General features: G+C 49.0%; 26 protein-coding genes and 1 tRNA gene. 12 read left to right on the top strand and 15 right to left on the bottom strand.

Annotation, left to right across the window (positions count from 1 at the left end):
* Complete coding sequence (locus tag P3B99_003540) at window positions 1-1,116, bottom strand: restriction endonuclease subunit S (protein WYJ08199.1); 1,116 nt, start codon at window positions 1,114-1,116, stop codon at window positions 1-3.
* Window positions 1,113-2,834 carry a class I SAM-dependent DNA methyltransferase gene (locus P3B99_003535; GenBank protein WYJ08198.1) on the bottom strand — a complete coding sequence of 574 codons (1,722 nt, stop codon included), beginning with the start codon at window positions 2,832-2,834 and terminating at the stop codon, window positions 1,113-1,115. The genes P3B99_003540 and P3B99_003535 overlap by 4 nt, the downstream gene beginning before the upstream one ends.
* 437 nt (window positions 2,835-3,271) lie before the next feature.
* Between P3B99_003535 and P3B99_003530 the strand changes: the two genes are divergently transcribed.
* The 4 genes from P3B99_003530 to P3B99_003515 all read left to right on the top strand — a co-directional run bounded on the left by P3B99_003530 (window position 3,272) and on the right by P3B99_003515 (window position 5,102).
* Window positions 3,272-3,475, top strand: coding sequence for a hypothetical protein (locus P3B99_003530; GenBank protein WYJ08197.1), 204 nt, complete (start codon window positions 3,272-3,274; stop codon window positions 3,473-3,475).
* Complete coding sequence (locus P3B99_003525; GenBank protein ID WYJ08196.1) at window positions 3,468-3,737, top strand: hypothetical protein; 270 nt, start codon at window positions 3,468-3,470, stop codon at window positions 3,735-3,737. Before P3B99_003530 ends, P3B99_003525 begins: the two co-directional genes overlap by 8 nt.
* Before the next feature lie 2 nt (window positions 3,738-3,739).
* On the top strand, window positions 3,740-4,033 hold the full coding sequence (locus tag P3B99_003520; GenBank protein WYJ08195.1) for a hypothetical protein: 294 nt from the start codon (window positions 3,740-3,742) through the stop codon (window positions 4,031-4,033).
* A gap of 112 nt (window positions 4,034-4,145) precedes the next feature.
* A complete protein-coding gene (locus P3B99_003515; protein ID WYJ08194.1) occupies window positions 4,146-5,102 on the top strand; it encodes a Fic family protein in 957 nt (318 codons plus the stop codon).
* Window positions 5,103-6,007: 905 nt separating this feature from the next.
* Here the strand turns inward: P3B99_003515 and P3B99_003510 are convergent.
* The 7 genes from P3B99_003510 to P3B99_003480 form a co-directional block, all read right to left on the bottom strand.
* Window positions 6,008-6,415: a hypothetical protein gene (locus P3B99_003510; GenBank protein ID WYJ08193.1), complete on the bottom strand. Its 408-nt coding sequence runs from the start codon at window positions 6,413-6,415 to the stop codon at window positions 6,008-6,010.
* Window positions 6,416-6,565: 150 nt separating this feature from the next.
* Window positions 6,566-6,637 (bottom strand) — tRNA-Arg (locus P3B99_003505).
* 176 nt (window positions 6,638-6,813) lie between these two features.
* A complete protein-coding gene (locus P3B99_003500) occupies window positions 6,814-8,229 on the bottom strand; it encodes a DUF3987 domain-containing protein (protein ID WYJ08192.1) in 1,416 nt (471 codons plus the stop codon).
* A gap of 37 nt (window positions 8,230-8,266) precedes the next feature.
* Entirely contained in the window at window positions 8,267-9,052 is a 786-nt protein-coding gene (locus tag P3B99_003495; protein WYJ08191.1) for an AAA family ATPase, read from the bottom strand.
* Window positions 9,052-9,309 (bottom strand): helix-turn-helix domain-containing protein, encoded by a 258-nt coding sequence (locus P3B99_003490; protein WYJ08190.1) that lies wholly within the window; start codon window positions 9,307-9,309, stop codon window positions 9,052-9,054. The genes P3B99_003495 and P3B99_003490 overlap by 1 nt, the downstream gene beginning before the upstream one ends.
* A 509-nt stretch (window positions 9,310-9,818) precedes the next feature.
* The gene (locus tag P3B99_003485) at window positions 9,819-10,895 is read right to left on the bottom strand and encodes a Fic family protein (protein ID WYJ08189.1); all 1,077 of its coding nucleotides are present in this window, start codon (window positions 10,893-10,895) and stop codon (window positions 9,819-9,821) included.
* A gap of 13 nt (window positions 10,896-10,908) precedes the next feature.
* On the bottom strand, window positions 10,909-12,069 hold the full coding sequence (locus tag P3B99_003480; protein ID WYJ08188.1) for a site-specific integrase: 1,161 nt from the start codon (window positions 12,067-12,069) through the stop codon (window positions 10,909-10,911).
* 251 nt (window positions 12,070-12,320) lie between these two features.
* Here P3B99_003480 and P3B99_003475 point away from each other — a divergent pair, with 251 nt between their 5' ends.
* The 4 genes from P3B99_003475 to P3B99_003460 all read left to right on the top strand — a co-directional run bounded on the left by P3B99_003475 (window position 12,321) and on the right by P3B99_003460 (window position 14,785).
* Window positions 12,321-12,968 carry a GIY-YIG nuclease family protein gene (locus P3B99_003475; GenBank protein ID WYJ08187.1) on the top strand — a complete coding sequence of 216 codons (648 nt, stop codon included), beginning with the start codon at window positions 12,321-12,323 and terminating at the stop codon, window positions 12,966-12,968.
* A 137-nt stretch (window positions 12,969-13,105) separates the two neighbouring features.
* Complete coding sequence (locus P3B99_003470; GenBank protein ID WYJ08438.1) at window positions 13,106-13,375, top strand: helix-turn-helix transcriptional regulator; 270 nt, start codon at window positions 13,106-13,108, stop codon at window positions 13,373-13,375.
* Window positions 13,368-14,456, top strand: a complete 1,089-nt coding sequence (locus tag P3B99_003465; GenBank protein ID WYJ08186.1) for a type II toxin-antitoxin system HipA family toxin — start codon at window positions 13,368-13,370, stop codon at window positions 14,454-14,456. Before P3B99_003470 ends, P3B99_003465 begins: the two co-directional genes overlap by 8 nt.
* Window positions 14,457-14,530: 74 nt before the next feature.
* Window positions 14,531-14,785, top strand: coding sequence for a hypothetical protein (locus P3B99_003460; GenBank protein WYJ08185.1), 255 nt, complete (start codon window positions 14,531-14,533; stop codon window positions 14,783-14,785).
* Between the two features lie 90 nt (window positions 14,786-14,875).
* Here the strand turns inward: P3B99_003460 and P3B99_003455 are convergent, their stop codons facing one another.
* Genes P3B99_003455 through trkA form a run of 5 tightly spaced genes read right to left on the bottom strand, consistent with a single transcriptional unit; the run spans window position 14,876 to window position 20,397 of the window.
* Window positions 14,876-16,402 carry an NAD(P)H-hydrate dehydratase gene (locus tag P3B99_003455; GenBank protein ID WYJ08184.1) on the bottom strand — a complete coding sequence of 509 codons (1,527 nt, stop codon included), beginning with the start codon at window positions 16,400-16,402 and terminating at the stop codon, window positions 14,876-14,878.
* A 3-nt stretch (window positions 16,403-16,405) separates the two neighbouring features.
* Window positions 16,406-16,810, bottom strand: a complete 405-nt coding sequence (gene acpS / locus P3B99_003450) for a holo-ACP synthase (protein ID WYJ08183.1) — start codon at window positions 16,808-16,810, stop codon at window positions 16,406-16,408.
* Window positions 16,800-17,555 (bottom strand): pyridoxine 5'-phosphate synthase, encoded by a 756-nt coding sequence (locus P3B99_003445; protein WYJ08182.1) that lies wholly within the window; start codon window positions 17,553-17,555, stop codon window positions 16,800-16,802. The genes acpS and P3B99_003445 overlap by 11 nt, the downstream gene beginning before the upstream one ends.
* A 13-nt stretch (window positions 17,556-17,568) precedes the next feature.
* Window positions 17,569-19,047 (bottom strand): TrkH family potassium uptake protein, encoded by a 1,479-nt coding sequence (locus tag P3B99_003440; GenBank protein ID WYJ08181.1) that lies wholly within the window; start codon window positions 19,045-19,047, stop codon window positions 17,569-17,571.
* On the bottom strand, window positions 19,048-20,397 hold the full coding sequence (gene trkA / locus P3B99_003435; protein WYJ08180.1) for a Trk system potassium transporter TrkA: 1,350 nt from the start codon (window positions 20,395-20,397) through the stop codon (window positions 19,048-19,050).
* 139 nt (window positions 20,398-20,536) lie between these two features.
* On the opposite strand from trkA, the gene P3B99_003430 reads away from it, so the two are divergent.
* The 4 genes from P3B99_003430 to P3B99_003415 are packed head-to-tail and all read left to right on the top strand — an operon-like array spanning window position 20,537 to window position 24,517.
* A complete protein-coding gene (locus P3B99_003430; GenBank protein WYJ08179.1) occupies window positions 20,537-21,493 on the top strand; it encodes an aspartate carbamoyltransferase catalytic subunit in 957 nt (318 codons plus the stop codon).
* Between the two features lie 5 nt (window positions 21,494-21,498).
* The gene (locus P3B99_003425; protein WYJ08178.1) at window positions 21,499-22,755 is read left to right on the top strand and encodes a dihydroorotase; all 1,257 of its coding nucleotides are present in this window, start codon (window positions 21,499-21,501) and stop codon (window positions 22,753-22,755) included.
* Entirely contained in the window at window positions 22,755-23,546 is a 792-nt protein-coding gene (locus tag P3B99_003420; protein WYJ08177.1) for a type II CAAX endopeptidase family protein, read from the top strand. Before P3B99_003425 ends, P3B99_003420 begins: the two co-directional genes overlap by 1 nt.
* Window positions 23,543-24,517 (top strand): thiamine-phosphate kinase, encoded by a 975-nt coding sequence (locus P3B99_003415; GenBank protein WYJ08176.1) that lies wholly within the window; start codon window positions 23,543-23,545, stop codon window positions 24,515-24,517. Before P3B99_003420 ends, P3B99_003415 begins: the two co-directional genes overlap by 4 nt.
* Here the strand turns inward: P3B99_003415 and P3B99_003410 are convergent.
* On the bottom strand, window positions 24,505-26,160 hold the full coding sequence (locus P3B99_003410; GenBank protein WYJ08175.1) for a hypothetical protein: 1,656 nt from the start codon (window positions 26,158-26,160) through the stop codon (window positions 24,505-24,507). The genes P3B99_003415 and P3B99_003410 overlap by 13 nt on opposite strands.
* Between the last annotated feature and the right edge of the window lie 84 nt (window positions 26,161-26,244).

Genomic DNA, 26,244 nt, shown 5'->3' with positions numbered 1-26,244 from the left:
CTACACCTCTTGTTTTACCTTCACTTCCAGTTTACCAGACATTAGTCTTGGTAACAATAAATCACGCTGTTTAATCAATAATCTCTGGCATTTGGTTATTGTATTCGTTTGTTGCTGTATAACTTTTATAAACTCTGCAAACTTATCTTGTATTGGTTCTGTTGGAATAAGAATTTTCTTTGATGTGAATAAACCCCAATGTCGTTTATATTCTTCTGTTTCAATAATGTGGTGTGTAGCATAGAAAAGATAGTAAGGATTAACACCTTGCCCCTTGAATGGTACAACATTTTCACCTAGAGAAAATGGTTCAGACATGAGTTTAAACTTGCAACTGTGGTCTCCAAACAAACAAATAGGTTCATCAATACTTGCAACATGTGAAGGTTCATTATTATGAAATCCTAAATATTCTTTTTCAGATTGGTCAATAACAATAACATTTCCTTCTTTTTCAAGGTCAGCTTCTTTATACAGTTTATTAAATGGAAGTCTATTTACCTTATTCTTTATCTTATCAACACCCCAGTCTTTAGGAATACCATTTTCAAACTTAGCTGTCTTGTAGCCGGGAAAACGGAAGCGAACAAACCATTCCTTATATAACTCTTCTGCCATTTCTTGCAGAATCTCAATCTTACGGTTATTCTTCTCAATCAAATCATCATAATCAGATAATATAGAAGCTATTTTTATTTGTACTTTATCATCAATATCAGGAACAAGGTATTTCATTATTGCATTAGGGGTTCCTCTGGGCATTTTAGTGCCCTTTGATGTAACAGTATCATAATTAAAGAAGTTCTTATCACATAAGACATAGTATAGGAACTTTGAATTAACATCTTTATTATTCTTTATCACTAATATGTCATTTGAAGCAGAACCACATCTATTTGCATACCATATCTTACAGAAATAAGGTCGGATATTAGAGAGAAGAATGTCTCCGTCTTTATAATATTTAGCTGTCTTGCTGTCTGGGATTGAAGAAGCTAAACATACTCCCCCAATATTAGGAAGCATATTGTCTGTCGTTATGTAATTTTCAATAGTTATATCTTTTGTGCGTAACTCTGAATAATAAGCTACATCACTAAGTTTCTTATAATTCATGAATTAGCTCCAAATAGTTCTTGAATATTACTGTTTATATCTTTTTCTAGATCAATTATTTCTTTTGATATAGTTAGACATTCTGTATGTAGTGCCAATATTTTCTTCTTGAACTCTTCCTCTGTCATTCCGTCATCTTCAATGACAACTCCTACATATCTGCCGGGATTTAAGGAATAGTCTTGGTCTTTAACACCGTCTTCACCTTCAAGTTTAGCTACTTTACACAGACCAATAACATCTCTGTATTTACCTTCTGGGAAGCGTTCCTTTAACCAATCTATATTTTCTTGCCAGTAGCTCTTAGGTGGATTATCTTCTTCATCAGAAGTTTCTGGAGCATTATCTATGTTGGTTTCATACTCTTTAATTAACTTGGTGAATTCTTCTGTATCACCTTCATAGAGTCTTGTTATAACACCTAAGTTTCTAATCTGTTCTGCTGAAAACTTCCTGTGTGCTCTGTCTATCTGAGTAAAGACATTTCTTGCATCAATAAAAAGGATCTCGTCTTTATGTTCTTTAGCCTTATCAAAGAACCACAATGTAGCTGGGAGTGTTACAGAAGAGAACATATTTGAAGGAAGAGTAACCATTTGTTTGATAACTCCACTTTCAATAAGTTTCTTTCTTACATCTAATTCGCTATTCCCAGCATCAGAAGCTGAGTTTGCCATAACTAAAGCTGCTCTTCCAGTATCTTTCAAGGAAGTAGCAAACAAGTTTATCCACAAATAGTTGGCATTCGGAACGGTTTCTTTAACATCATTCTTCTTTTTCTTGGGCTTGTTCTGAGGAATTCCATATTCATTAAATCTTGGCTGGCCTTTTACTTTCCCCAGTAAAACATCATCAACATTGAATGGGGGATTCGCCATTACATAATCAAAGTTCCCATAGCTTTCATAAGGGTCGCTATAATAAGAGTTAGCGTGGGTTATTTCCCCTCTGACATTGTTTAACACAAGGTTCATCTTGGCAAGTCTTACGGTCTGTTGAGTTTTCTCAATTCCATAAGCTCTCAAGTTGATATGCTCGCCTTTATTTTTGTGTCTTTCAATGTAGTGTGCTGTTTGTACGAACATACCGCCAGAACCACATGCGGGGTCAAGTATCTTACCTTCTTTGGGGTTCAGAACTTCAACCATATATTTAACAACGCTTGATGGCGTGAAGAACTCTCCCCCGCCTTGGCCTTCTGCCAATGCAAACTTACCTAAAAAGTATTCATATATTTCACCGAAAATATCCAGCTCCACATTCTCTGGAATATCTTTGAAGTTTCTCAAGAGGTTGGAAAGTACCAACGGATTTTCTTGAGTGTTTACATTGTAATAAATATCTTTGGGAAGCGTATCTTCAAGCTCTTTAGTGTACTTTTCAATCGCTATCATTGCATTTTTGACGGCTTGGGCAAGGTTAGCATTATCTGGTAAATTCAAGAGTTCATTATATCTGGATTCTTTCGGGAGATAATATCCGCATCTTTCAATAGCAATCTCGTGAATAGGCCTTCCCATACGAGAACCTTTGAGCTTGTTAAATTCACGGATTATCTCTGCTTCATGCTTAGAGTATTTCACGTCGGCAAATCTAAGGAAAATCAAACCTAACACTGGTTCTGCATACTCGGTGGCCTTCAAACCGGAGTTTGCTCTGAGTTGATCCGCCGTCGCCCACAACCTATCTTTTAATTCTTTCAACTGTTTATTTAACATATTTCACCTTTTATTATGTGAATATAATCATTGAAATTCCCTAGCAAATTTAAACGCTCAACACGATAAATATTTTTTATAACCGTTCAATCCTAAAATGCCCAAAAGCCGATTTGTAATAAAAAATATTTACCCTAAAAATTCTTCGTTTCAGGATGTGATACTTGTAATATCTTTTTGAACATTGAAGAAAGTACAACTTCTATAGGTACAAAAAATACACTCGGAATAATATAGATTTCGAACCTATCAGATTTCCCGCTAAAAAATTCAAGATTATTTTTCGTCTTTTTTGCTCTCGGTTATTTATGTAAGTGGTTGGTGCGCAATAAAAAAGATAAATAAAAATGTTGCAAATTTATTTAAATTATGGTATAATAGCAACATGGACAAACCGCCAATCAGGCAAGTCAACCAATAAGCAACAAAGGGCGAAAATGAAGACATACAAAATCACATACACATACATCGTAACGACAATCAAAACTGGCGAGATTGAAATCGAAGCTGAAAATGCCGACGAAGCCCGCCAAGAGGTAAGCGACAATCAAAGGGAATACGACCTCTACGATACGAGCAACGAAATCGACGTAAGCAGAACCTTTGAAATAGACGACGTGCAGGAGGTCTCCAATGGATAAGCTAACCGAGAAAGAGAAGATAGTCCTGCAAGCCTATATAGAGGACGAATTCTGCGATAGCGGGGTGGAGTCCACACTTTGGGCTGACGCCTTTTCGGACAATCTCAAAGCCCGAGGGCTTAACGCAAGAACACGATCTGGAGTGCTGTCCTCGCTTAACAAGAAAGGCTACATAATTTCAAGGTCTGGGCATCGGGACGCCGTCCTAATGCTTACGGACAAAGGCAAAGAATACATCAAAACGACCTTCAACATAGCGTAATCATGGAAGAAAGAGTATTCATAGAATCAAAGTTCCGCCTAGGTGAAATCGTATCAACAACACATTTATTCGAGCATTGTGAAAGGAACCGCTTTGCATTGCTTCCATATCTTGTCCTCCACGCCCAAGGAGATTGGGGCGATGTCTGCCAAGAGGACAAGGACGCAAACGACCAAGCCCTTAAAACAGGCGAAAGATTGCTGTCCGCATACACGCTTCCAGACGGTGAAAAAATCTGGATAATCACCGAATGGGACAGAAGCGTTACCACTATGCTATTTCCAGAAGATTACTAAAAGTTCCAAAGTGCCATGTAGAGATTTTCTAAAGTGCCAAAATGGCACTTTGGGCGTTAAAAGTCTTGAAAAGGGAACGAAAATTCTTACTATGTTTGCTTGTTAAAATCGTATGAAGAAACCGCCGTTTACAGTGTCCGCAAAAGCAATATCTATGATTGCCGAAATTTCCGCGCTCTTAGAACGGCATTCGATTTTAATGGAAAAGGACTCCCTAAGACTGCGAAAATCCAACAAGATAAAAACAATTCATTCCTCGCTTGCGATAGAGGGAAACAATCTTTCCGAGGAGCAAGTTAGCGATATTTTAAACGGAAAAAAAGTTGTCGCGCCTCTTAGGGAAATTATGGAAGTAAAAAACGCGATTAAAGCTTACGATAGTTTTCAAAAATATGATCCTTTTTCCATATCAGACCTGTTGAAAGCGCATTCCGAAATGATGAAATCTCTCGTCTCGGAAGCGGGCAAATTTAGGTCGGGCGGCGTCGGGGTCTTTGACGACGATAAAGCCGTCCACATAGCTCCGCCAGCTGAAATGGTTTCGGAATTGATAGAAAATTTATTTGATTGGCTGAAAAATTCGGAAGACCACCCGCTTATAAAAAGCTGCGTGTTCCATTATGAATTTGAGTTTATACACCCGTTTGCGGACGGGAACGGCAGAATGGGAAGGCTTTGGCAGTCTTTAATTTTATCCAAGTTCAATCCATTATTTCAATATTTGCCGGTGGAAACAATGGTTTATAATAATCAGCAAAATTATTATGAGGCAATTAACGATAGCTCCGCAAAAAACGATTCGGGAATATTCGTGGATTTTATGCTTGGCGAGATTTTAAAGACTCTAAAACTGCACCAAACAAGCCAAAGTGGCAGAGTAAACGGCAGACTAAATGGCAGAGTAAATGACGTGCTTGAGTTTATCCGAAACAACCAAGGCGCAAACACAAACGATATTGCAAAGGCCTTGAATATTCCCGTCAGAACGCTTAGTCGATACTTGAAATCGTTAAGCGAGTTTATCGAATTTAGGGGCGCGCCCAAAAATGGCGGATACTTTTTGAAGTGATATTTTATCAATATGTATTCCTAATTTTACCTAAGATTTCGTATTGGTTTTGTTTGCAAATTGCAGGGTGGAAATCTTTCGTTTCCCAAGTTGCTTGTTGTTAAGCTAATGGGAGATTGCGCCGCGTAAAGACGGAACATTTTCCATAGTTTTTCCGCTGTAAAAAATGCCTGCGAATGCGCTATTTTACTTGGATTGTGGGCTGTCTTAACGAAAAAAAGTGGAACATTTCAAAAATGCCATTCGCAAGGAGAAAACGCCCTGCCGAACGTCCCTGCCGTTCCTCAGCGTTTAATAGATTCCTTAGATACCCCCCCCATCTGTATATGACGCCGAATTTAACCCGCCAATAAACGCAGTCTTTTACCCGTTAAAGGCGCTCTATTGCCGAATATGAGTCTTGACATTCATAAGTCGCCCCGAGTTCGTATAGAGCCATTAATCGGCTTTGCTTTGGTGCATGGAGAATCTCGTCAGCTCGATGAGCCTACCGCACCTTTCGCACCTGTGGAGAATCGGTGAAACGGGAGTATATACCTATGGTATATATACTCTCCCTGTTTCCCCGTTTCCCCACTAACGGTGCGATAGGGAAAATAATATTCCCCGTTTCCCCGTTTGTCCGTTTCCCCAGAGAAACAGAGAAACGAAATTACACCATATTCCCCGTTTCTCCGCATCATAGCGAACCTGTCTGTGAAGCGGTGAGTTGTGGAGAGAAGAAAGAAGCCTCCCAACCGCGCCCTTCGCGCCTTGTGAAGTTGTGAACTTGGGGGATATACCTACGGTATATATCTCCCCCTAATTTCACAGCTCCACAGACGGGCGCGATGGGTGAAAAAGAAAATACCCCAACTTCACAGGTCTAATTTCACTGGTGAAGTTAAATAGAAATTGGGTTAAATTCACAACTTCACCACGCCATAGCAAACATCTCCCGAAAGCTTTACAATCAGTGGATTCATGGGGCATAAAACTTGCTCACTAACTGAGCTTGGTTTAATTTCACCGACGAGGGCTTCACCATGGAACTCGACCCATATCGCCAACCTTGTGAATTTAACGTCATAGACTATTTCACAGAACCCGATAACTTGTCCAAATGGTTGGACAAACTGCAAGGGATAGAACAGGTGGAATAAAAAAGAGTTTTTAAGAAATAGATTTTGCCTAAGTGAAGTTTCGCCCTCCGCCTGTTCCCTTCGGGGCGTTCGGGCTGCAACTCCACTGCCGGCAAAATAGGGGAAATAGGTAAAATAGACAAATAGGTAAATAGATATTAATTCTTCCAGTGGGGAAATTTTTTCTTCCATTTGGGGCATATCGTTAAGCCAAAATGGTAAGGGCATATACTGGATTTCTGCCAGATTTTAGGTCAATTACTAGGGACTTACGGCATTATGCCCACAAAAAAAGCAGCGAGCGCAAAAATGGCAATATGCTGCTTAACAAAAACATACCCGCGCCCCCACGTGGAATCGAACCACGATTTAGCGTTTAGGAAACGCCCGTTCTATCCGTTGAACTACAGGGGCGGGATAAAGAAAGCATGAGACCAGATGTCGGTTTGAAAGTCAACTAAATTTCAAGTTTTATGCGCATTGCAATCTATTTGTCTATTTCACCTATTTACCTATTTGCCTATTTTCTCCCCGACTGGCAGGTCTCATACATTCTGCCTATTTATCTATTTGCCTATTTTCCCTATTTGCTAAAACAGATCGTCGTCATCGTCGGTTTCGATGCCAAGCGCCTGTTTTGCGTCGGATAGTCTATCCTTTAAAACGACGTATCTTCCTTTGCCTTTTTTGACGATTTCGTAAAGGTCAGGGAACGTATGGACGATAAATTCCACACGTTCGCTGCGCAAACTCGAATACTGGTCGAAAAAGCTAATCTTTTTGTAGAAGCCGTCGTTCTGGCGAATCATGGCGTCCATTTTTGCCCTGTCGTTTTCGATTTCTGGAAGCATTCCGCTTGAGAACAAAACAACCGAAACGCAGATTGAATACGACACAACCCTGCATGCGCGCTTTGCGATGTCGGCGGTGATGCGGTCCGCGCCTTCAGCCTGCGCGAAAATGACCGCAAGCCTGATTGCGTTTTCCCTTGCCTTGCCAAGCAAAGAAGCCTGCGTGCGCAGTTTGCCGTTCATGAGTTCCGTGTTGAATGCGTCGAAGTCCCAGAAATACTCGAAGGCGTCTTGGTCGGTGTCAAACCATACTGGCAGGCCTTTCTTGCGGGTTTGGTAGGTTTGAGCAAGAAGGTTTTCCCATTTGAGAATTGCGGATTCGTCGAGCGGGATAATTTCTTTCGAGTCTGGAATGGCCTTTGGAGCGCCTTTGCAGTAGAGGAATCTTCCAAGAAACCCGCTGCCGATAAAGCTGCCTTTGTTCTTTGAAACGATGGTGTCGATGACGTCGTTTTGCACCATCCAAAGCAGGGAAATGCAGGGGTTGGGAACGCTTGAAATCCCGTTTACAATTCGGTTGTGCTTTATGGGCTCGCCGCACCAGCCGCTGTTTAGAGTTTCGGTGTCGTCGCCCTGCTTGCGATAGTTGCCCGCCACAATATAGATGCTGTCGCGGGCTTCCTCGCATACCGAAAAAATTTCGCCGCCGCTTGCTTCCATCGCCTTTATCATGGCTTCCGACGTCGAATTTTTCACGATGAAGTCGGGGTTTCTCGGGAGCTTGGGCGTGTCCGCAATTTCGTCGTCAAAGCCCAATTTGTCCTCGCCGTTAAGCTTGTCCTGCATGAGCTTTGTCTTCGCTTTCTTGAATTTTTCAAGCTCCTTTTTGTATTCGAAGATTTCGTCCAAAACCCTTCTTTCCAAGTTGGAGAAAAGGGCGCGAATGCTTGCGCTTTTGCCAGTGGAGCTTTCGCCCACGCCGAGGACAAAGATATTCCCTGTTTGCGTGTATCCGCCGCTTACTGCGTTTTTCGTCTTGAACACTCTGCCCATAGCGCCGCTTAAAATTCCGCAGGCGCAGAAGCAAAGAAGCTCCATTGGCAGATTTCTGCCAACGGAATACGTCCTTGCGACGTCGCGGATAGCCCTCGGAAAGGCGTCAATGGGGCATTCGCTTTCGTAAAACTCTTTGTAGGCTTCCGAAAGCGTCTCCATGGTCGCAAAAAATTGCGGAGTTTTTTGTGCCACGAACCTAGACATTTTCCACCTCTTCCCAAGCTGTGTTGCCGTTTTGGCATTGCGCGATGAGCGTCTGCGAAATTTCGGAATCCTCAAACGGCTTGTAATGCCTGAACGAGAAAACCGACTCCTCTTTCGTCCCCACGAGCGCCGACATTATGTTTGCGTAAATCCCGATTGCCTTCCCGCCCATGCACCACTTTGCGGGGTGAATCCTTTTGCTCCAAAACATCGGCTTGTCGAAGTGGTGGATCAAGACCATTGCGAAGTTGTGCTTCGATTTTAGCCCATTTATTTTGCAAAAGAGGTCGGCAACCGCCGCATGGTCTGAAAAGTTGCAATGCACAAACGACGACAGCGAATCCACAATTACCACATCGTACTTGCCCGCGCTTAAAGAGGCGTCCAGTTTCGATATGAATTCGTCCACCGAATAGTAGCGGCCTGTTTTGCAGGAGATGCGCAGGTTTTCGTTTAGCCTGTCAGCGTTCGGCTTTTCATCGAGCGCAAACTGCGAGACAATCCCTCGAAAATAAATCTTCTCGTCGATAATCGGGTTTTCATTGTGGAGCAAAAGCGTTTTGGCGGGCTTAAAAATTTCAAGGCCCAGCGTTTTTTCTCCAAAAGCGAGCCCGAGGGAAAGCTGCATGGCAAGAACGCTTTTGCCGATTCCTGTCGCGCCCGAAATCACCCACGTTTGACCCTTGCTCAGAAAGTTTTTATCGATAACAACGTCGTCAAATGAAAACATCGACTCGTTTTCTTCGGCTAAAATTTGGCTTATCGTGCGAATTCTCATTAGATTTCTCCTTTCTTCGCGCTTTTGGCGGGGCGGACTATAAAGCAGTGGTCAAGCAGGACGTCGCAATCGCTTTTCTTGTAGCGAATGCACTTGCCCGAAAGACGGTAGCTCGGCAGTTTGCCCTGCCTGCGGAGCTGCTCAATAAAGGTTGTGCCAATATTGAGATACTCCGCCACCTCTGCGCGTGTAAAAAGCCTGTCGCTTGCGTCAGGCTGCGTTAATGTTTGAGTTATTGCGGATTTTTTCTTTTCCATGCAGAATGTCCGCGTGTCAAATTTTTCAAAAATCAATAGCCGCAAAATTGCGCAAAAAATCGAATTGGAGGGCTGAAAAAAATAGTTGGGAAACTGGTTTCCCAAGCAGGTTGAAAAACGACACAAAATAAAAGTGTGTCGATTTTGGATTATATGGCGCAAAAAAATTTGGCAAAAATTGCTTGGGGTAGGATGTAACACTGGTTATACAAATGGAATTCCAAGATATAAACTTCCATTTTCCGCAAAATTTGCCATGCGTTCCGTTTTTCAGAGCCTTTATTTGTCTTATTAAAAAACAGCCAAATAAAAATTCTCAAATAGGCTATTATCAAATGGTAATGGGATTAAAAAATAAATGGATTATGCGCTTGACCCTAAAAAAATACCATCTGGTAAATAGATAAGTATCTAATGTTCAAAAAGAATCAAAGTAAAGTTTTTCGATATGTTTATCGAATCGACATATCATACATTCATGTCGATTTTTTTAAAAAAATCGACATGAATTATCTTAACAGATCTACAAGTCTTGAATTTATATATACTTTTTCTCTGCCTATCTTTATTTCTTCCAATATCCCTAAAGCGGAAAGCTCTTGAAGATATATAGACGCAGTTTGCCTTTTTGCAATATTGTCGTGAACAAGAAAAGAAACCTTTGTATATGCTTGCTTAAATATAGACTCTATTAGATCCTTAGAATATATTTTGGGAGCTTTTTGTTTAACTTCATCGCTTATTTCTGAAAAAAGGGTAGATATTTGTTTTATACGGTTCGTTGTTATCTGGGCAGTTTCGGCGACGCCTTTTAACATATACAGAACCCATGATTCCCATTCTGAATTTTCAGTAACTAAGCGCAGCTTCTTATAATATTCGTTTTTATTTTCTATCAAATATTTACTTAGATATAAAACTGGAATACCTAACAATCCTGCGTGTACAAGGTATAGAATATTCATAATCCTACCCGTTCTTCCATTTCCGTCATCAAAAGGGTGAATACTTTCAAATTGGTAATGTATTAACGCCATTTTTATTAATGGATCATGTTCGTTATATTCGAATATATATTTTTCTAAATCATCAAGTTTATTCTTTAGAACGACTCCACCTTCTGGCGGAGTATATCTTCGTTCCTGCGTATAAGGATTTGCGAGAGCAACATTAGATCCATAATCTCTAAAATCTACACTTTTCCCTCTTAAGATAGAGCAAATGTCTCTAATCAATCTTAAATCAAACGGTCTTTTACGTAGTCTTATTTCATCGTAACCGTATTTTAATGCAGTTCTGTATTTTATGACCTCCTTTGTCGCAGGGTCTATTTTATCTTCGCTATAAGAAGATTCTTTTATAATATTACTCTCATTTATCAAATTAGCGTGGAATAGCTTGTCTTGAGTTGTGACTATATTTTCAATTTCTGAGCTTAATTTTGCTTCTTGTAATGGTATTGAATTTATCAATATAGACTGATCAGGAAGAATACTTCCAATCCCTTTCAGTTCGGCTAATGATCTGGTTGCTTCTAAACATGCCTTTAAAACATCTTTTGTTTCGACATCAAAAGAAGGTGGCAAGGGTGGCAACGAGTTATGCGTTCTTTGTCAGAGCGAGGTAGTAGGTCGCCGCTGAATGGCGCAGGCCGTTCTTTATCCAGTTGCCTTTGCCGAGGCTCTCGTGCAGCTTTTTTAACACTGGAACTTTTCGCCTTGTAAGAATCTTTTTCTTCGTGCCGAGATCCCAGACGTACGGTTCGAGCCATTTCGCCAAGTTTTCTGGAATCTTTACGATTCTGCGCGACGCCGTTTTTGTAATTTCGCTGTCGAGTATGATTTCTCGGTCGTCGAGCCTTATTTTGTCCCAAGTCAGCCTTTTTAGCTCGGCGTTGCGTATTCCTGTAAAGGCGGCTATGGCTGTAAATGCGCGGATTTCGCTTTGCGGCGGCGTGGAGTTTAGAATTTTTCGCACTTCTTCGGGCGTGAATATTCCGGGCGTTCTGCCCCTTGCTCGCCAGCTTTCCACTTTCTCAACGGGGTTGACGTCGAGCCAGTCCTGCATCTTGCAAAATTTGAAAAAGGAATAGAGCGTGCGCCTGTATTCGTTTCTCGAATAAATCCCCAAGTCTTTCTGCGTTTCCTTGAAAACCTTCATGGGGCGTCCGTCAACTGTCAGCGTGTCGCTGTCGTCGTATTCGCGCTTTTTGAGGTTTATGAGCCATTGGAAGATTTCCCTGCCAGTTATAAGCGAGACTATCCGCTCCTTGCCGAAATCGCCCATGAAGCGGGCAAGAGTGCGCTCGACCCCTGTTACATATTCGCTCGACAGCTCCTTTTTCAAGAGCGTATAGCAGTATTTGTCGATTGCGAAGTCCAACCTTGCGGAGCGTTCCTTTAGCTTTGCGAGCGATTTGTACTCCTCTATGGCTTGGCTTAGGCTGATTCCGAGCGACTGCAAATCATTCGTAAGCTTCACGTAGGTGAGGACGGCGTTTGTAAGCGACACCCGCAAAGGGGAAAGCAGCATCTTTGCCTCGACCAGTTCGCGCCTGTCGTTTGGCGAAATCCTGTCGGCTTCGACGCCGAGCTTTTCGTCGTAAATGTTTTTCTCTCGGAAAAATTCGAGGGCTTCGGCTTGGGTTGAAAACCTGCGCGCCCATCGTTTTTGCTTTTCGGTGTCGAAATAGTAAACGACCCAGCGCTCGCGGTTTTTTTCAGCAACTTTTTTTGGAAAGGAAGGTGATCTGTTCTTCATGCAAACTCCTTTCCTGTCAAAAAAGCGAAATGGTAAGGGATTGCCTTACCACTGGGAAAAAATTACGCAAGTTGCTCGTAATTACACATGTTCTATTTGTTCCTAATGTAGGATATATGTCGTGCGGCGAATACGTTGCGCGGAAATAAGCCCTATATACCGTTATTGCTCAGTGCGAAATGTGGACAGACAATAGCGATATGGAAGAGCAGGAAAGTGCATAAAATTAGAACAATAAAAACGGATAAAATATGGCAGAGGCAAAAGTTGGATATGTATATATTTTGACCAATCCGAGTTTCAAGGAGGATTGGGTGAAAATTGGCAAATCTGCCCGCCCTGTAGATGTCCGCTCGAAAGAACTGGATAACACAGCCGTTCCGTTGCCGTTTGAAATTTATGCCGCGATAAAGACATCAAAATACAACGAGGTTGAAAAGCTTGTACATAAAACAATAGATCGTTTAACGCATTTGCGCATACGCCAGAATCGCGAATTTTTTAACGTTCCGCCGCAAGTCGCGTTCGACATTTTCAAAGACATCGCTTCGGCAGTGGAAGACGCCGAGCTTATCGAATACAAAAAAGAGGACTCGGATTCGGCGGGCGATGGCTCCGACGAATGTCCGCATGCAAGGCGAGGAAGGTTCAAGTTCAGTATGGTCGGCATAAAAATCGGCGAGAAAATCACGTTCATTCCGACGGGAACTGTCGTTACGGTAGCAAGCGACGACACTGTTGAATACGACGGGCGCATTTACAAGCTTTCGCCGTTTGTCGGAACTTTTATGCCCGCCGATAGGCGCAACACATCGGGCGCGTATCAGGGGGCAAAATTCTTTTCCTACAACGGCAAAATTTTAGACGACCTCAGGAAAGAGGTGGAATGCGGGCAATAGTTGAATTATAAAGCTCTTTATATACAAATTCTCTTGGCATTTTATTGATAATATATTGTTATTTACAGCGTAATAGGCAAGTGAGTAATAATATATTATCTGTTGTGCGTAATAGAAACGCGACGGCTTCGGAGATTATGAAGGCGGTGGCGGGGAATGTTCGCGCAATGAGGTTGGCGCGGAATATTTCGCAGAAAGATTTTGCATTGCGTGTCGGGATTGCGTTGCCGACATACAGGCGATTTGAAACTACGGGCGAGATTTCTTTCCGCAAGTTGGTTGAAATCGCCAAGTTTTTCGACCTTGCGGGCGATATAAAAAATCTCTTCACGAAGCGCGAATATTCTTCGATTGAAGAAGTGCTGAGCGAAAAATCGAAAAGAAAAAGGGCGTCGAAAAATGGATAAGGGGCTTGTTGAAGTCTGGCTTGGTAGTTCGCTTGTGGGGCGTATTGCGCTGATTTCCGAGGGGCTATGTGCGTTTGAGTATGACTCAAAGTTTCTCGAAAGAGGCTTTTCTATTTCGCCGTATGTTCTGCCGCTTCAAAAGAAAGTTTTTGTAGCCGAGCGCGATCCTTTTGACGGGAATTTCGGCGTATTTGACGATTCGCTTCCAGACGGTTGGGGAAGTTTGTTGCTCGACAGATTCCTGAAAGAGCAAGGCAAAGAGTTGTCGAAGCTCACAATCTTGGACAAACTGTCGCTGATTGGCTCGAACGGACGCGGGGCGTTGGAATACCGTCCTGACAACAGTTTTATTGCCGACAGCCATTTTAAGGATTTCGACAAGATTTCGTCGGAGTGTAAAAAAATCCTCGAAGAGAGGAAAATCGACGCGCATTCGCTTGAAGAGCTTTACAAGAACGGCGGTTCGTCGGGCGGTGCGTGTCCGAAAGTGTTTGCGAAAATTGACGGACGAGAATGGCTCGTAAAATTTAGGTCGAGCTTCGACCCGAAAAATATCGGGGAAATCGAATACAGGTATTCGTTGCTTGCAAATAAATGCCGAATCGAAATGCCCGAAACGCTTTTGGTAAACGGCAAATATTTTGCGGTTGAACGTTTCGACAGAACGCCGAACGGGCGTGTTCACACAATTTCGGCGTCGGGGCTTTTGAACGCACACTACCGCTTGCCGAGCCTCGACTATGCCGACTTGCTTACTGTTTGCAAAGACCTCACAAAAGACCAAGCGCAGGTTGTGCAACTCTTCCGCAGAATGGTCTTCAATGTTCTGATTGGCAACAAAGACGACCACTCGAAAAATTTCGCGTTCCAATATAAAAACGGCGAATGGAGATTGTCGCCCGCCTACGATATGCTGCCGAGCGCGGGGTTCAACGACATGCACACGACGTCCGTCAACGGAAAGGGAAATCCGAGCATAGACGACATTGTTGAAGTTGCAAAACAGGTTTCGATTTCGGAAAAACTTGCAAAGAATATTCACGGCGAGATGAGGAAGATATTATCCGAAAATAATAAATAAAACATAACAAATGTTTGCGTGATTTGTGTGTTTTTTATTGCTTGTTTATTTCAAAATATTAGGATTGCTTTACTATGAATAAAGGATTTTTGCGTTTTATATTTTTGGTTTTATTTTCGGCGGTTTCGGTCTTCTTTGTTTCGTTTGTCGAAGCGGCGGAAAATGACAAAGCCGCCTATCCGCCTTCCGGGCAAACCGCGCAGAAGGAAACCGGCTATTGGCTGTCTAAAACGGGCAAGCGGCATAACTCGTCTTGCCGTTATTACAAGTGCAAGGGGCGACCCTGCTCGAAAGACGAGGGTGTTGCCTGCAAAGTTTGCAAGGGTTAGGCTTTCCGTTGCTTTTGCGTTTTGCCGTCCGTTTTAAGCAAGACTTGTCCGCCCTTTCAATTTTCCAATCGAGAGGGGGCGGTCGGTTTTCTATCTGTGCGGGGAGATTGCGCGTGGGAGGTATTTGTGGAGGTCGCTTGTGGCAAGAGCCGTTTCTCCGAGTTCTGTTGTCGCCGTTTCCGCGGCGAGTCCGAGCCACATTGATGCCTGTGCGCCTGCCCTTATGGCGTCGTTTTTCAACGACTTGTTTGCGAGTAATGCTCCCGAAATTCCGGCGAGCATATCGCCGCTTCCCCCGCGGGCGAGGGCGGGGCAGCCGCGCGTTTGGATTATGATTGTCTTGCCGTCGGAGATTCTCGTCGCCGCCGATTTCAATGCGATTGCGCATTCGTATTTTTTGCATGCGTCGAGCAATGACGCATCGGAGGCGTCGGGGGCGAGCCGCAGAATTTCCCCCTCGTGTGGTGTCAGCAAAGCGGGGGCGTTGCGCGACGGCAGGATTTTTACTATCGGCTCGCGTATTGCGTCGGCGTCGAGCACTGCGGGCAGTGCGGGGTTGAGCCGCAGGATTTCGCCGACGAGTGCCTGCGTTTCGGGCGAATCTGAAAGTCCGCAGCCTGCGAGCAATGCGCTTGCCGCGCCGAATCTGTCGCGCACGAGTCCGAGCGCGTCGAGCGCGATAGCCCCCGATTCGTCTTCGGGGCACCCGACCCAGATTGCGGACGGTTCCGCCGCCGCGAATGCGGGCGCGAGCGATTCTGGCACGAAGCTTGAAACGAGTCCCGCGCCCGCGCGCAACGCCGCGCGTGTTGCGAGCATTGCCGCCCCAGGATATTTGCGCGAGCCTGCTACGATGAACAGATGCCCGAATGTGCGTTTATCGGAGAGTGCGGGGCGCAGAGTGTTTGCGAAGCGGAGAATATCGGGGCGGGCGATTCTGATTGCCGCGCCGTCGAATTCGGTGGGGGCATCGAAAAAGCCGATATCGACGTATCTGAGTCTGCCCGCGCATTCGCGGTTATGCGGCTTGAACAAAACGTCTTTTGCTATGCCCGTGGCGTATGTTGCGTCGGCGCGGAACACGCATTCCTGCGGAGTATCCGCCGCGCCCGAGGGAATGTCTATCGAAATTTTTATGCCGGCGCGGACTGTGTTTGCCGCGCGGATTTTCTCCGCCGCAGACTCCCTCAGCGGGGGCGTGAAGCTCATTCCCAGAATGCCGTCGATTGCGAGGTCGAACTCACGCGCGGTATCGATTTCCCTGCCGATTTCGAGTTCGGGAAATTTTTTTGCGAGCGCGTTGAGAGCCTTTTTTGTATTGGGCTTCATTTTTGCGGTGTCGCCGCAAATGACGGTGATTTTAGGCGACGCGAATTTTTCCGCGATTGAGGAGAGCGCAATCAGGGCGTCGCCGCCGTTGTGTCCGCTTCCGACGAATGCGAGCAGTTTGGGGGAGTAGGGCAGTCGCGGGCCGAATTCGCGCAAAAATTCCCGCGCGACACCCGTTCCCGCCTTTTGCATGGCGGCAAAGGACGCGTTATCGGAGTCGCCGAGCAGGGCGGCTTCGAGCCGTTTTGCGTCGGCGCAGGAGAGTATTGGGTGGGATATTTTTTCCATTGTTCAGCGTGAGGCTACTGCGAATGCGATTGCGTATTCCTTCAAGTGCGAGACGCTCACGAGCATTTTCGACGCTCCGAGTTTTTCGAGCGCGGCGCGGGCGGCTTCGTCGAGCACGGCGCGGGGCGCGCCGAGTTCGTCGTTTTCAATCGACAGGCTTTTGAGCGTGATTTTCCCGCGCAGTCCCGTTCCGAGCGCTTTTGCCATTGCCTCTTTTGCGGCGAATCTTGCGGCGAAGCGCAGGGCGGCATCGGGGCGCGCGGCGCAGTATTTTATTTCGGCGTCGGTGAATGTTTTTTTCAGGAAGGCGTCGCCGTACTGTTCGAGCATTTTCGAAATGCGGGCGACGTCGGCGATGTCGGTGCCGACGCCCGCGACGCCTCCTGCGTCCTGCAAGTTAGCGGGCATTTATAAGTTCCCTCATTTCGGCGACGGCGCGTTCCGTTCCCACAAGAAGCGCGCGCGACATGATGGTGTGGCCGATGTTGAGTTCGTTGAAATCAGCCGCGCGGAGCAGTTCGCCGACGTTGCGGTAGTTTATGCCGTGCCCTGAGTTTACGGTGAGTCCCAGCGATTTTGCGAAGTCCCGCGCGGAGGCTATGCGTTTGAGCTCGGCGTTGCGTTTTTCAACGTTGCCCCACGCGTTTGCGTATGCGCCCGTGTGGAGTTCGACGGTGGGCGCGCCGATTTCCGCGGCAACCCTGATTTGTTCGGCTTCGGGGTCGATGAAAATCGAGCAGATTATTCCCTTTTTCGAAAGCGTTTCGACGGCGCGGGCGGTTCTGTCTTTGATGTCGGGGTCGAGCAGGTTGACGCCGCCCTCGGTTGTGACTTCGCGGCGGTTTTCGGGAACGAGACACGCGTAGTCCGGCAAAATTTCCGTCGCGAATTTAACAATTTCCTCCGAGCACGCCATTTCTAGGTTGAGTTTTGTGGAGATTTTTCTGCGCAGTTCGGCGATGTCGGCGTCCTGCATGTGGCGTCTGTCTTCGCGCAGGTGGGCGGTGATTGAGTCCGCGCCGCCACGTTCCGCCGCGAGCGCGATTTCCGCGGGGTTCGGTTCGACTATTACGTCGGGATTGTCCAGCGATTCGCGGTAGCGCGCCTGTCTGAGCGTTGCGCTGTGGTCGATGTTTACTCCGAGTTTTGTCATGGTATTTCCCTTTCTATTGAAATTTTTTCCAGAGCGACGGCAGGAACAGCACGAGGATTGCGTAGAATTCGAGACGCCCCGTAATCATTAAAAATGCCGAAATTATTTTCGACGAGTCGCCGAAAAATCCGAAATTTTTCGACGGCCCGACCTCCGCGAACCCCGGCCCTATGTTGTTCAGGCACGCGATTGCCGCCGACAGCGTACCCTCCAAGGACATGTCGGGTTCGAGAACCGCAAGCAGCACCGTGGCGCATAGGGACAGCCCGAAAAATATTGCGCAGTGCGAGAGCACGCTTTTGATGTCGGAGTCGTCGAGGCTCTTGCCGTTGACGGAGATGTTCCTCACGACTCTCGGTCGGAACGATTTTTCAACCTCGTTGCATGCTATCTTGAACGCCGCGACCGCGCGCGAGACTTTCAGCCCGCCCGACGTCGAGCCCGCGCAGCCGCCGATTATTATCAGCACGAAAAATATTGCGTGCGTTGCCGGAAGCCACGTTCCGTAGTCTATTCCCGCAAAGCCCGTTGTGGTCATCAGCGAAACCGACGCGAACGCCGCCTTTGTAATCACCTCTCCCCAGTCGGACGCCGATCGGAAGTCTTGCGCGATGAACGCCGCGACCGCCGCCGTCGATACGAGCAGTATTGCCGAGTATGTCCGAAACTCCGTGTTCGACGCCAGTTTTTTGAAGTCGCCGCCGATTGCCGCAAGCATCGGCATGAAGCTCACGCCGCCGACGAACATGAAGAACGTCGTCGCCCAGTAGACCGCGTTGCTGTCGTAGTGCGCCATGCCGTTTTCGTACACGCTGAATCCGCCCGTTGCGACCGCCGAGAACATGTGGCAGACGCCGTCGAACCAGCCCATTCCGCAGACTTTGAACGCGGCAAGGCACAGCGCGGAGACGCCGAGGTAGAGCGCGAGTATTTTGAAGATTCCGCTTTGAATGCGCGCGGTTTCTATTCCGCCGCCCGCGTTCGCGCTCGATTCGCTTGCGTACAGAATCCTTCCGCCCGACCCCATGAAGGAGAGAATCGCCACGAAGAACACGAGCACTCCCATGCCGCCTATCCAGTGCGAAAGGCAGCGCCAGAACATCAGGCTGTGGGGGAAGTCGGCAAAGCTAGAAAACACGCTCGATCCCGTGGTTGTCAGCCCGCTTGTCGATTCGAAAAACGCGTCTGGAAACCCGCAGCCCAGAATCAGCGCGTAGGGCAGGCTTCCGACGGCGGAGGCGATAATCCAGCCAAGCCCCACGACGCACATCGCCTCCTTTTTGAAGAGCTTTTTGGGCGCGTTGCGGCTCGGCAGGTAGAGGGCGAACGCAAGCATTACGCAGAGGGCGATTACGCATATCCACGACGGCATTGCCTCGCTTTCGAGCGGCGACGCCCCGTAGAGCAGCGACACCCCCGTGCACGCCGAAAACGCCAGCGCCATGACCCACAGCACCATCGAGAGCATCTTGAATATGATAGAGTAGTTCATTTATCTGAACATCGCCGCGACTTCCCCGATTTTCTCCTTTTCGAGAATGAGAATGAGCCTGTCGTCGCTTTCTATGACGTCGTTTGCCCCGGGCACTTTTGCGTCGGTATCGTTTACGATTGCCGCGATTATGCACGCGGGCGGAAGTTTGAGGTCCTTCACCGACTGTCCGCAAGCCGCACTCTTTTCCGACACTTTAAGCTCGATGAATTCGACCGCGCCGCCTTTGAGCGCGCCGACCACTGCGAAGTCTCTGTTGGCGACGTATTTTTTGATTTCGTCGGCCGTAACTCGGCGGGGAGAGGCGTCGGCGGTGATGTTGAGGAATCCGCTGATGTTGCGCAGAACCTGCTCGTAGTCGGGCTTGTTGATTACAAGTTCCACGTATTTTGCGCCGAGCTTTTTTGCCTGAATCGAGGTCATGACGTTTTCTTCGTCGTCTTTCGTGCAGGCTATGAAGTAGTCGGCGTCGCCTATCTGCTCCTCTTCGAGAAGCCGCAGGGACGTTGCGCTGCCGTTGATTACCGTGACCGACGGGAACTGTTCGGCGATTTCGCGGCATTTGTCGAGGTCGGGTTCTATGACCCTGATTTTGAAGCGGTAGTTCGAGAGCCTGCGGATTACCGAAATCGCCGTTTCCGTCGCGCCGTTGAGGACTATCCTCACGCTTTCCGAGTTGCGCTCCGAAGAGAACGTTCCGCGGTGTTTCAAAATGCTGTCGGGCGTGCCGATGAGGGTGATTTTGTCGCCGCGTTCGAGCACGGTGTCGGCGGTCGGAACGTAGAGTTTGTCGCCGCGTTCGACGTAGCCGATTTTCACGGCGGGGTCGAGCTTGATGTCGCGCAGGCGTTTGCCCTCCGCCTTTGCGCCCTCCGAAATTTCGGTTTCCTGCAATTCAATCTGCCCCCGCGCGAAGTCTTCGACCGCCATTCTTTCGGGGTTGCGGACGTGTTTTGCAAGCTCCACGGCGGTAAGAGCTTCGGGGTTTATGAGAATGTCTATGCCGAACTGCTTTTGGTAGTTTACAAGGGAGTTGTCGGCGTATACCTGGTCGTGAACCCTTGCGATTGTGGTTTTTGCGCCGAGCTTTTTGCCTATTGCGCAGGCGACGATATTGAGCTGGTCGAAAGCGGTCATCGCCAGCAGGAAGTCGCAGTCGGACACGCCCGCGAGCGACAGGAATTTTGCCGACGCGCCGTTCCCGCGGATTACCCGCACGTCGAGGTTTTCCTCAATTTCGTCCGCGCGGTCAGTGTCGGACTCCAAGAGCGTTACCCCGTGCCCGTCCTCGCTGAGGACTTGGCAAAGGTAGTGCCCCACGTCTCCTGCTCCGACTATTATTATTTTCATATCTACCTATCGACACTAACAGACTTCGCGCGAATAAAAAGCTTTTTTTGGCGTCCTCCCGACTGCGGAAAAAATCGCCCGCCGCGTATAATGCGTTTGACAAAAGCGGGCGAAAAAATAGATTCGGCGAAAAATTGTCATGAAAGCAAAAGATTTTATGAAGGACCTTTCGTGGTCGCGCAAAGATTTGATTTCGACCGAAGACCTTACCCTCGACGAAATCGGCAAAATTTTCGCAATGGCGGACGTTTTCAAGGCGTCGCTCAAAAGCGACAAGGCAAAGCTTCCCTACCTGAAAGGCCGGGTTGTGGTGAACCTCTTTTTCGAGCCGAGCACCCGCACCCGCACCGCTTTCGAAATGGCGGCGCACAAGCTCGGCGCGGACGTCATAAGCGTGGCGTCGAACATTTCGTCGTCGGTCAAGGGCGAGACGCTCAAAGATACCGCCCGCAACATAGAGGCTCTGATGGCGGATATGATTATCGTGCGCCACAGCTCGTCGGGCGCGGCGAAGTACCTTGCCGACAGGGTGAAAATTCCCGTAATCAACGCGGGCGACGGCGCGCACGCGCACCCAACGCAGGCTTTGCTCGACGCGTTCACCATGCGCGAAAAATTCGGCGGAAACTTCAAGGGCAAAAAAATAACGATTTTGGGCGACATTCTTTTCAGCCGCGTTGCGCGGTCGAACATCTATCTGCTCCAAAAGCTCGGCGCGGAGGTGACCCTTGCGGGACCATCGACGCTCGTCCCGCGCGAGTTCGAAAAGCTAGGCGTGCGCGTCTGCTGCGACCTTGCCGAGGCTGTCGCCGACGCCGATGTCGTGATGCTTCTTCGCATTCAGCACGAACGCCAGAGCGCGACGCACTTCCCGTCGGTCTCCGAATACGCCAACGTTTTCGGGCTGAACCTGCGCCGCGAAAACCTCCTCAAAAAGGGCGCGTTCATCATGCACCCCGGTCCGATTAACAGGGGAGTGGAGCTTGACACGCCGCTTGCGGACTCCGACCGCTCCGTTATCCTCACGCAGGTCACCAACGGCGTCGCGGTCAGAATGGCCGTCATGAACCTTTGCATGCACCGCACAAACCGGTAATTATTATGGAAAACGAAATTTTGATTAAAAACGCGAGGGTTGTAGACCCCTCGCAGAATCTCGACAAAGTTTGCGACATTGCAGTCCGCGACGGAGTGTTCGCCGAAAATGTTTCGCCGAAAGCCGAAGTCGTGGACGCCAAGGGGCTTGTCTTGGCCCCCGGTTTTGTTGACATGCACGTTCACCTGCGCGAACCCGGTCAGACTTCGAAAGAGTCTGTGGCGACGGGCACGGCGGCGGCGGCGGCGGGCGGATTCACTTCAATCGTGGCGATGCCCAACACCGTTCCCGCGGCGGACAACGCCTCGACCGTTAGGCTTATTAACGACATCGTCGCCGAAACCGCAAAAGTGCGCGTCTACCAGAGCGCGTGCCTTACCGAGGGCAGAAAGGGCGAGACTCTCGCGCCTTTCGGGACTCTCAAAAATCTCGGTGTGATTGCTCTGACCGACGACGGCTCGTGCGTGCAGAGCGCGGAGCTTATGCGCAACGCAATGCAGTACGCGGGCATGTTCGGAATGCTCGTCATGGACCACTGTCAGGAAAACACGCTCACGCGCACGGGGCAGATGCACGAGGGCGAGTGGTCGGCGCGGCTCGGTTTGGGAGGCTGGCCGTCGGCGGCGGAGGACATAATTGTGGCGCGCGACGCGATTTTGGCGCACTACACAAAGTCGCATATCCATTTGCAGCACATTTCGAGCGCGTTGTCGGTGGGAATTATCCGCGACGCCAAAAAGCGCGGAATTAGCATTTCCGCAGAGGCTACCCCGCACCACCTCTCGCTAACCGACGAGTGCCTCAAAGACTACGACACCAATTTCAAAATGTGCCCGCCCGTCCGCACAAAAGCCGACGTGGACGCGCTTATAGAGGGCGTCGTCGACGGCACAATAGAGGTCATCGCGACCGACCACGCACCGCATTCCGAAAACGACAAAGACAGGGAGTTCGACTGCGCCCCATTCGGCATTACTGGGCTTGAAACCGCGTTTTCGGTCTGCCACGAAGTCCTTGTGCGCTCGGGCAAAATCGGCATGCCGAAGCTTGTTGAACTGATGTCGACGCGCCCCGCGCAGCTTCTGAAAATCGACGCGGGCACTCTCGCCGCCGGCGCAAAGGCGGACTTCGTTCTCATCGACGAAAATGCCGAATACGTCTACGACAAAACGCTCTCCCGCTCGACGAATTCGCCGTGGTTCGGCAAAAAACTGCGCGGCAGGGTCGTGGCAACATACCTCGGCGGCTCGAAGATTTATTGATGGAGTATTTCGGGGCAGGCGTTCTCGGGCTTCTGTCGCTTGCGGCTGTGTGGGCTACCGTTGCGAAGACTGCGGGGAGCGCGCGCGGCGTGCGTTCGGCGGAGCTTGACGCGTTTTCGACGATGCTTCTCGCGTTCCTTTTCGTGCTGGGCGCGCTTGTTTCGATGTCCGTTGCGCGGGCGTTTGCCGACGCTTCGGGCGACTTTTTCAAAATATTTCTGCCGACTTCCGCTTCGCAAATTACGGCGCTTGCGCTTTGCGCTGTTTTTGCGCGTTTCGCGAAAATCAAGCTCGACTTCAATCCGACCCGCGCCGCTCTCAAAACGGGTGCGTTGTACTTCTTCCCGACCCTTGCGGTGCTTGCGTGCGGCGCGTGCATAGCGGTGTTCTACAAGGCGGCGTTCGGCGAGGACATTGCGCGGCAGGAGATTGTAGCTCTCTTTGCGGGAATAGGCGACATTCGGGTAAAGATTTTCGCCGTCTTCACAATCGCGCTTCTTGCGCCGATTGCCGAGGAGACGTTTTTCCGCGGCATTCTGTACCCCGTCTTCAAGGGCGCGTTTTCGGCGGTCTTGCCAGATTCGAAAAAAGCCGTCGCAACGGCGGCTTCGGCGGCGGTAGTGTCGGTTTTGTTTTCGCTAATCCACGCGAGCGCGTACGCCGCCGCGCCGATTTTCCTGATGGGGATAATCCTCGTCTGCGCCTACGAAAAATCTGGCTCGCTCGTTTCGCCGATAGTTGCGCATTCGCTTTTCAACGCCGCGAACATCGCGGTGATTTTAATTTTATGAAACCTTTTGCGACAGTCGGAACGGTCGGCGGCTTGGGCGAAAAACGCCTGATTTCGCGCGTGTGCGCAAAATTCGGCGCGGCAGCCGATTTGCCGCCCCCATTCGGGGCGGGCGACGACTGCGCCCTCGTGCTTTCGCAGTCCCTGAAAAAAAACGTCCTGCTTACAAGCGACGCCGTCATTTTGGGCAGGCACTTTTCTCCCGACACCCCGCCCGAACTCGCGGGCGCAAAGCTCGTGAAGCGCAACGTAAGCGACATCGCCGCAATGGGGGCGCGTCCGTTCGCCGCGCTTGCAAGCTCGATATGCTCGCCAAACGTGTCGGTCGAATGGCTCGACGGTTTTTGCGGGGGCATGGGCGTTGCCGCGGAAAAGTACGGGCTGAAAATAATAGGCGGCGATTTCGCGTCGGTCGGCGGCGACTTCTTCTCGACCCACCTTACCCTCTTGGGGCAGACCGACGGACGCACGCTTTTGCGCGTCGGAGCGTCGGCGGGCGACTACATTTGCGTAAGCGGCGCGTTAGGCGCGTCGTTCGAAAGCGGGCACCATTTGGCTTTCGAGCCGCGCGTTGAGCAGGGCGTGTTCCTCGCCGCCGAGCCGCGCGTTTCGGCGTGCACCGATTTGAGCGACGGCGCGGCGTCCGACCTCCGCAACCTCCTTCCGCGCGGAACTTGCGCCGAGCTGTCCGAAAGCGCCGTCCCCCGCAGGGAGTACTGCGGCAAAACCGCGACACTAAAACAGGCTCTTTGCGACGGCGAAGACTACGAGCTTCTCTTCACTTTCTCCGGCGCGGCGTCCGAGCTTAGCGCGTTTTCGCGCGTCTACGAAGCGCGTTTCGGCGAGCCGTTCTACGTCATGGGGCAAATAAAAACGGCGAATCCCGCAGACGGGGAAGACGCCGTGTTTGTCGTTTCGCAAAACCGCCGCGAGCCGTTTTCGGCGGGCGGTTTCGACCACTACCAGCCCTGACTTCTCTTGATGTCCTCCTGAACGAGATTTCGGAACGCCTGGCTTTTTGCGGCGTTTTCGAAAGTCTTTTGCACCTGTTCGAGCACTTCGGTGTATTTCTTCACGTCGCCCTCGAAGCCCGAATAGAAGTCCGTATTGTTGATTTCGCGCACTTCCGTTTTGATGAGGTTCGAAAGGTCTAGCATGTACGCCTTGTAGGCGCGTTCGAAGCTCGATTTGTCCATGCGTTTTTTGAGCGCGGAAAGGTGCTTCTTTACAATCATGCCGATTACGGGCGAGTTCTCCGAGTCCGCAAGCTGTGTAGTCGAGAAAAGTTTTACGAAGTCTTTTGCGACGTTCCCGATTCTTTCGACTTTCATCTTCTGGTCTATGTAGTTGTCTTCGGAGAATTTTTCCCACTTGCCGAGGTTGTCGAGCCTGCGGGCTTCGAGAGTGCCAGCCTCCGATTCGATGTCGCGCATTAGCCTGTTTACTTCCGAGCGTTGGAACCAGTTTATGCGCCTGATTTTCGCCTGCGCGGGCATTACGACCGCGAGCGTTTCCATAGAATTGGGGTTGATTATGAGCGTGCCCTCCGAGTAGCTTATGGGCAGGTTGTTGTTTAGCTTCAAAATCCTGTCGTTGATTGCGTTGATTTTTACCGGGAACGCCATCATCTTCTGCTTCAAATAACCCACGACAAACTGCGAGGTTCCAACGAGGTCGCGGTACTGCTTTTCGTTGATGAATTCCGAATTTTTCGTGCCTTCGGGCAGCTCTTTTGGGAAGACGAGCACCAGCGGCAGGTTTTTCGAAACGTAGATTTCCTTTTCGTTGTATTCAAGCTGTTCGCCGCGCGCGTTCGAAAGCGTAAGCCCCGGCGTGAACGCAGCAAACGGAATGAACGCAACCTGTTTGCCCTGTATTTCCGAAAGGAATGCCGCGCCGCGGACGTCGCCGTCGGTCATGTAGGTCTGCGCGGTGTAGCGTTCCTTGACGAGATTTTCGAGTTCGCTCATTGTGGCGGGGCGTTTTTTCTGCCCCTGCTCGTTTCCGCCGGCGGCGACAGTCTCGGAAGCCGAAGCTTCCGCCGCCTTGCCCGACAAAATTTCCTTGATGGTTTTCAGCTGTTCGGCGAAGTTTCCGGGGAATTCCTCTGCGGCGGCTTTCTTTATCAGCGCGAATGTGCGCGGGCGCATTTTGTCCGTCGTCATAGCGTCGAGTTCGAGCTTTGCGGCGGTTTCGTTTTGGAGCAGTTCGAGGAATGTGTTGAGGTTCGTCTTGCCCGATTCCGTAAATTTCTTTTTCAGTTCGCCGTACGCCGCCGCGCCAAGCTGCGTTTTATAGTCTCCCAGCCCCGACGCAATCGACGCCTGTTCGCCGATGAACGGCTCCTGCTTTACGAAGTCGAGCGGGAACTTTTTGTCGGCAAGCTCCTTCACGAGCTTGATGTCGTTTTCGTCCGCCGAGAACGACATGTTCTGGATAGTCTCCCACGCTTCGACCTGTTTTTTTACCCAGGATTTCGCCTTCGACGCGTTGTCGGCGTTTACTTCCGCCGATTTCGCTTCGAGTTTCGCCCTTAATTCGGCGGGCATTTCCTGAGCGAACGCCGATGCGGCTGCGATTACCGCCAACGAGATTGATGTGATAAATGTCTTCATAGAAAGTCGAAAATCCTATTGGGCATTCCCCGCGTGTCAACCAATTTAACGCGCCCGACGCCTTTTAGGGCGCGTCTTTATTTT

The organism is Opitutia bacterium KCR 482 (genome assembly GCA_029269845.2).
Lineage (GTDB): Bacteria > Verrucomicrobiota > Verrucomicrobiia > Opitutales > Intestinicryptomonadaceae > Merdousia.
The sequence above is the reverse complement of the archived record's forward strand: the minus strand, read 5'-3'. Positions and strand labels throughout refer to the sequence as shown.

Excerpts from the sequence above, each read along its gene's own strand:
- acpS (WYJ08183.1), bottom strand. The coding sequence starts at position 16,810 with ATGCCCGCTAACTTGCAGGACGCAGGAGGCGTCGCGGGCGTCGGCACC.
- P3B99_003470 (WYJ08438.1), top strand. The coding sequence starts at position 13,106 with ATGAAGGCGGTGGCGGGGAATGTTCGCGCAATGAGGTTGGCGCGGAAT.
- P3B99_003490 (WYJ08190.1), bottom strand. The coding sequence starts at position 9,309 with ATGGAAAAGAAAAAATCCGCAATAACTCAAACATTAACGCAGCCTGAC.
- P3B99_003445 (WYJ08182.1), bottom strand. The coding sequence starts at position 17,555 with ATGACAAAACTCGGAGTAAACATCGACCACAGCGCAACGCTCAGACAG.
- P3B99_003415 (WYJ08176.1), top strand. The coding sequence starts at position 23,543 with ATGAAACCTTTTGCGACAGTCGGAACGGTCGGCGGCTTGGGCGAAAAA.
- P3B99_003530 (WYJ08197.1), top strand. The coding sequence starts at position 3,272 with ATGAAGACATACAAAATCACATACACATACATCGTAACGACAATCAAA.
- P3B99_003425 (WYJ08178.1), top strand. The coding sequence starts at position 21,499 with ATGGAAAACGAAATTTTGATTAAAAACGCGAGGGTTGTAGACCCCTCG.
- P3B99_003535 (WYJ08198.1), bottom strand. The coding sequence starts at position 2,834 with ATGTTAAATAAACAGTTGAAAGAATTAAAAGATAGGTTGTGGGCGACG.
- trkA (WYJ08180.1), bottom strand. The coding sequence starts at position 20,397 with ATGAAAATAATAATAGTCGGAGCAGGAGACGTGGGGCACTACCTTTGC.
- P3B99_003525 (WYJ08196.1), top strand. The coding sequence starts at position 3,468 with ATGGATAAGCTAACCGAGAAAGAGAAGATAGTCCTGCAAGCCTATATA.
- P3B99_003460 (WYJ08185.1), top strand. The coding sequence starts at position 14,531 with ATGAATAAAGGATTTTTGCGTTTTATATTTTTGGTTTTATTTTCGGCG.
- P3B99_003465 (WYJ08186.1), top strand. The coding sequence starts at position 13,368 with ATGGATAAGGGGCTTGTTGAAGTCTGGCTTGGTAGTTCGCTTGTGGGG.
- P3B99_003500 (WYJ08192.1), bottom strand. The coding sequence starts at position 8,229 with ATGGAGACGCTTTCGGAAGCCTACAAAGAGTTTTACGAAAGCGAATGC.
- P3B99_003520 (WYJ08195.1), top strand. The coding sequence starts at position 3,740 with ATGGAAGAAAGAGTATTCATAGAATCAAAGTTCCGCCTAGGTGAAATC.
- P3B99_003540 (WYJ08199.1), bottom strand. The coding sequence starts at position 1,116 with ATGAATTATAAGAAACTTAGTGATGTAGCTTATTATTCAGAGTTACGC.
- P3B99_003475 (WYJ08187.1), top strand. The coding sequence starts at position 12,321 with ATGGCAGAGGCAAAAGTTGGATATGTATATATTTTGACCAATCCGAGT.
- P3B99_003480 (WYJ08188.1), bottom strand. The coding sequence starts at position 12,069 with ATGAAGAACAGATCACCTTCCTTTCCAAAAAAAGTTGCTGAAAAAAAC.
- P3B99_003495 (WYJ08191.1), bottom strand. The coding sequence starts at position 9,052 with ATGAGAATTCGCACGATAAGCCAAATTTTAGCCGAAGAAAACGAGTCG.
- P3B99_003510 (WYJ08193.1), bottom strand. The coding sequence starts at position 6,415 with ATGGAAGAAAAAATTTCCCCACTGGAAGAATTAATATCTATTTACCTA.
- P3B99_003420 (WYJ08177.1), top strand. The coding sequence starts at position 22,755 with ATGGAGTATTTCGGGGCAGGCGTTCTCGGGCTTCTGTCGCTTGCGGCT.
- P3B99_003430 (WYJ08179.1), top strand. The coding sequence starts at position 20,537 with ATGAAAGCAAAAGATTTTATGAAGGACCTTTCGTGGTCGCGCAAAGAT.
- P3B99_003440 (WYJ08181.1), bottom strand. The coding sequence starts at position 19,047 with ATGAACTACTCTATCATATTCAAGATGCTCTCGATGGTGCTGTGGGTC.
- P3B99_003455 (WYJ08184.1), bottom strand. The coding sequence starts at position 16,402 with ATGGAAAAAATATCCCACCCAATACTCTCCTGCGCCGACGCAAAACGG.
- P3B99_003410 (WYJ08175.1), bottom strand. The coding sequence starts at position 26,160 with ATGAAGACATTTATCACATCAATCTCGTTGGCGGTAATCGCAGCCGCA.
- P3B99_003515 (WYJ08194.1), top strand. The coding sequence starts at position 4,146 with ATGAAGAAACCGCCGTTTACAGTGTCCGCAAAAGCAATATCTATGATT.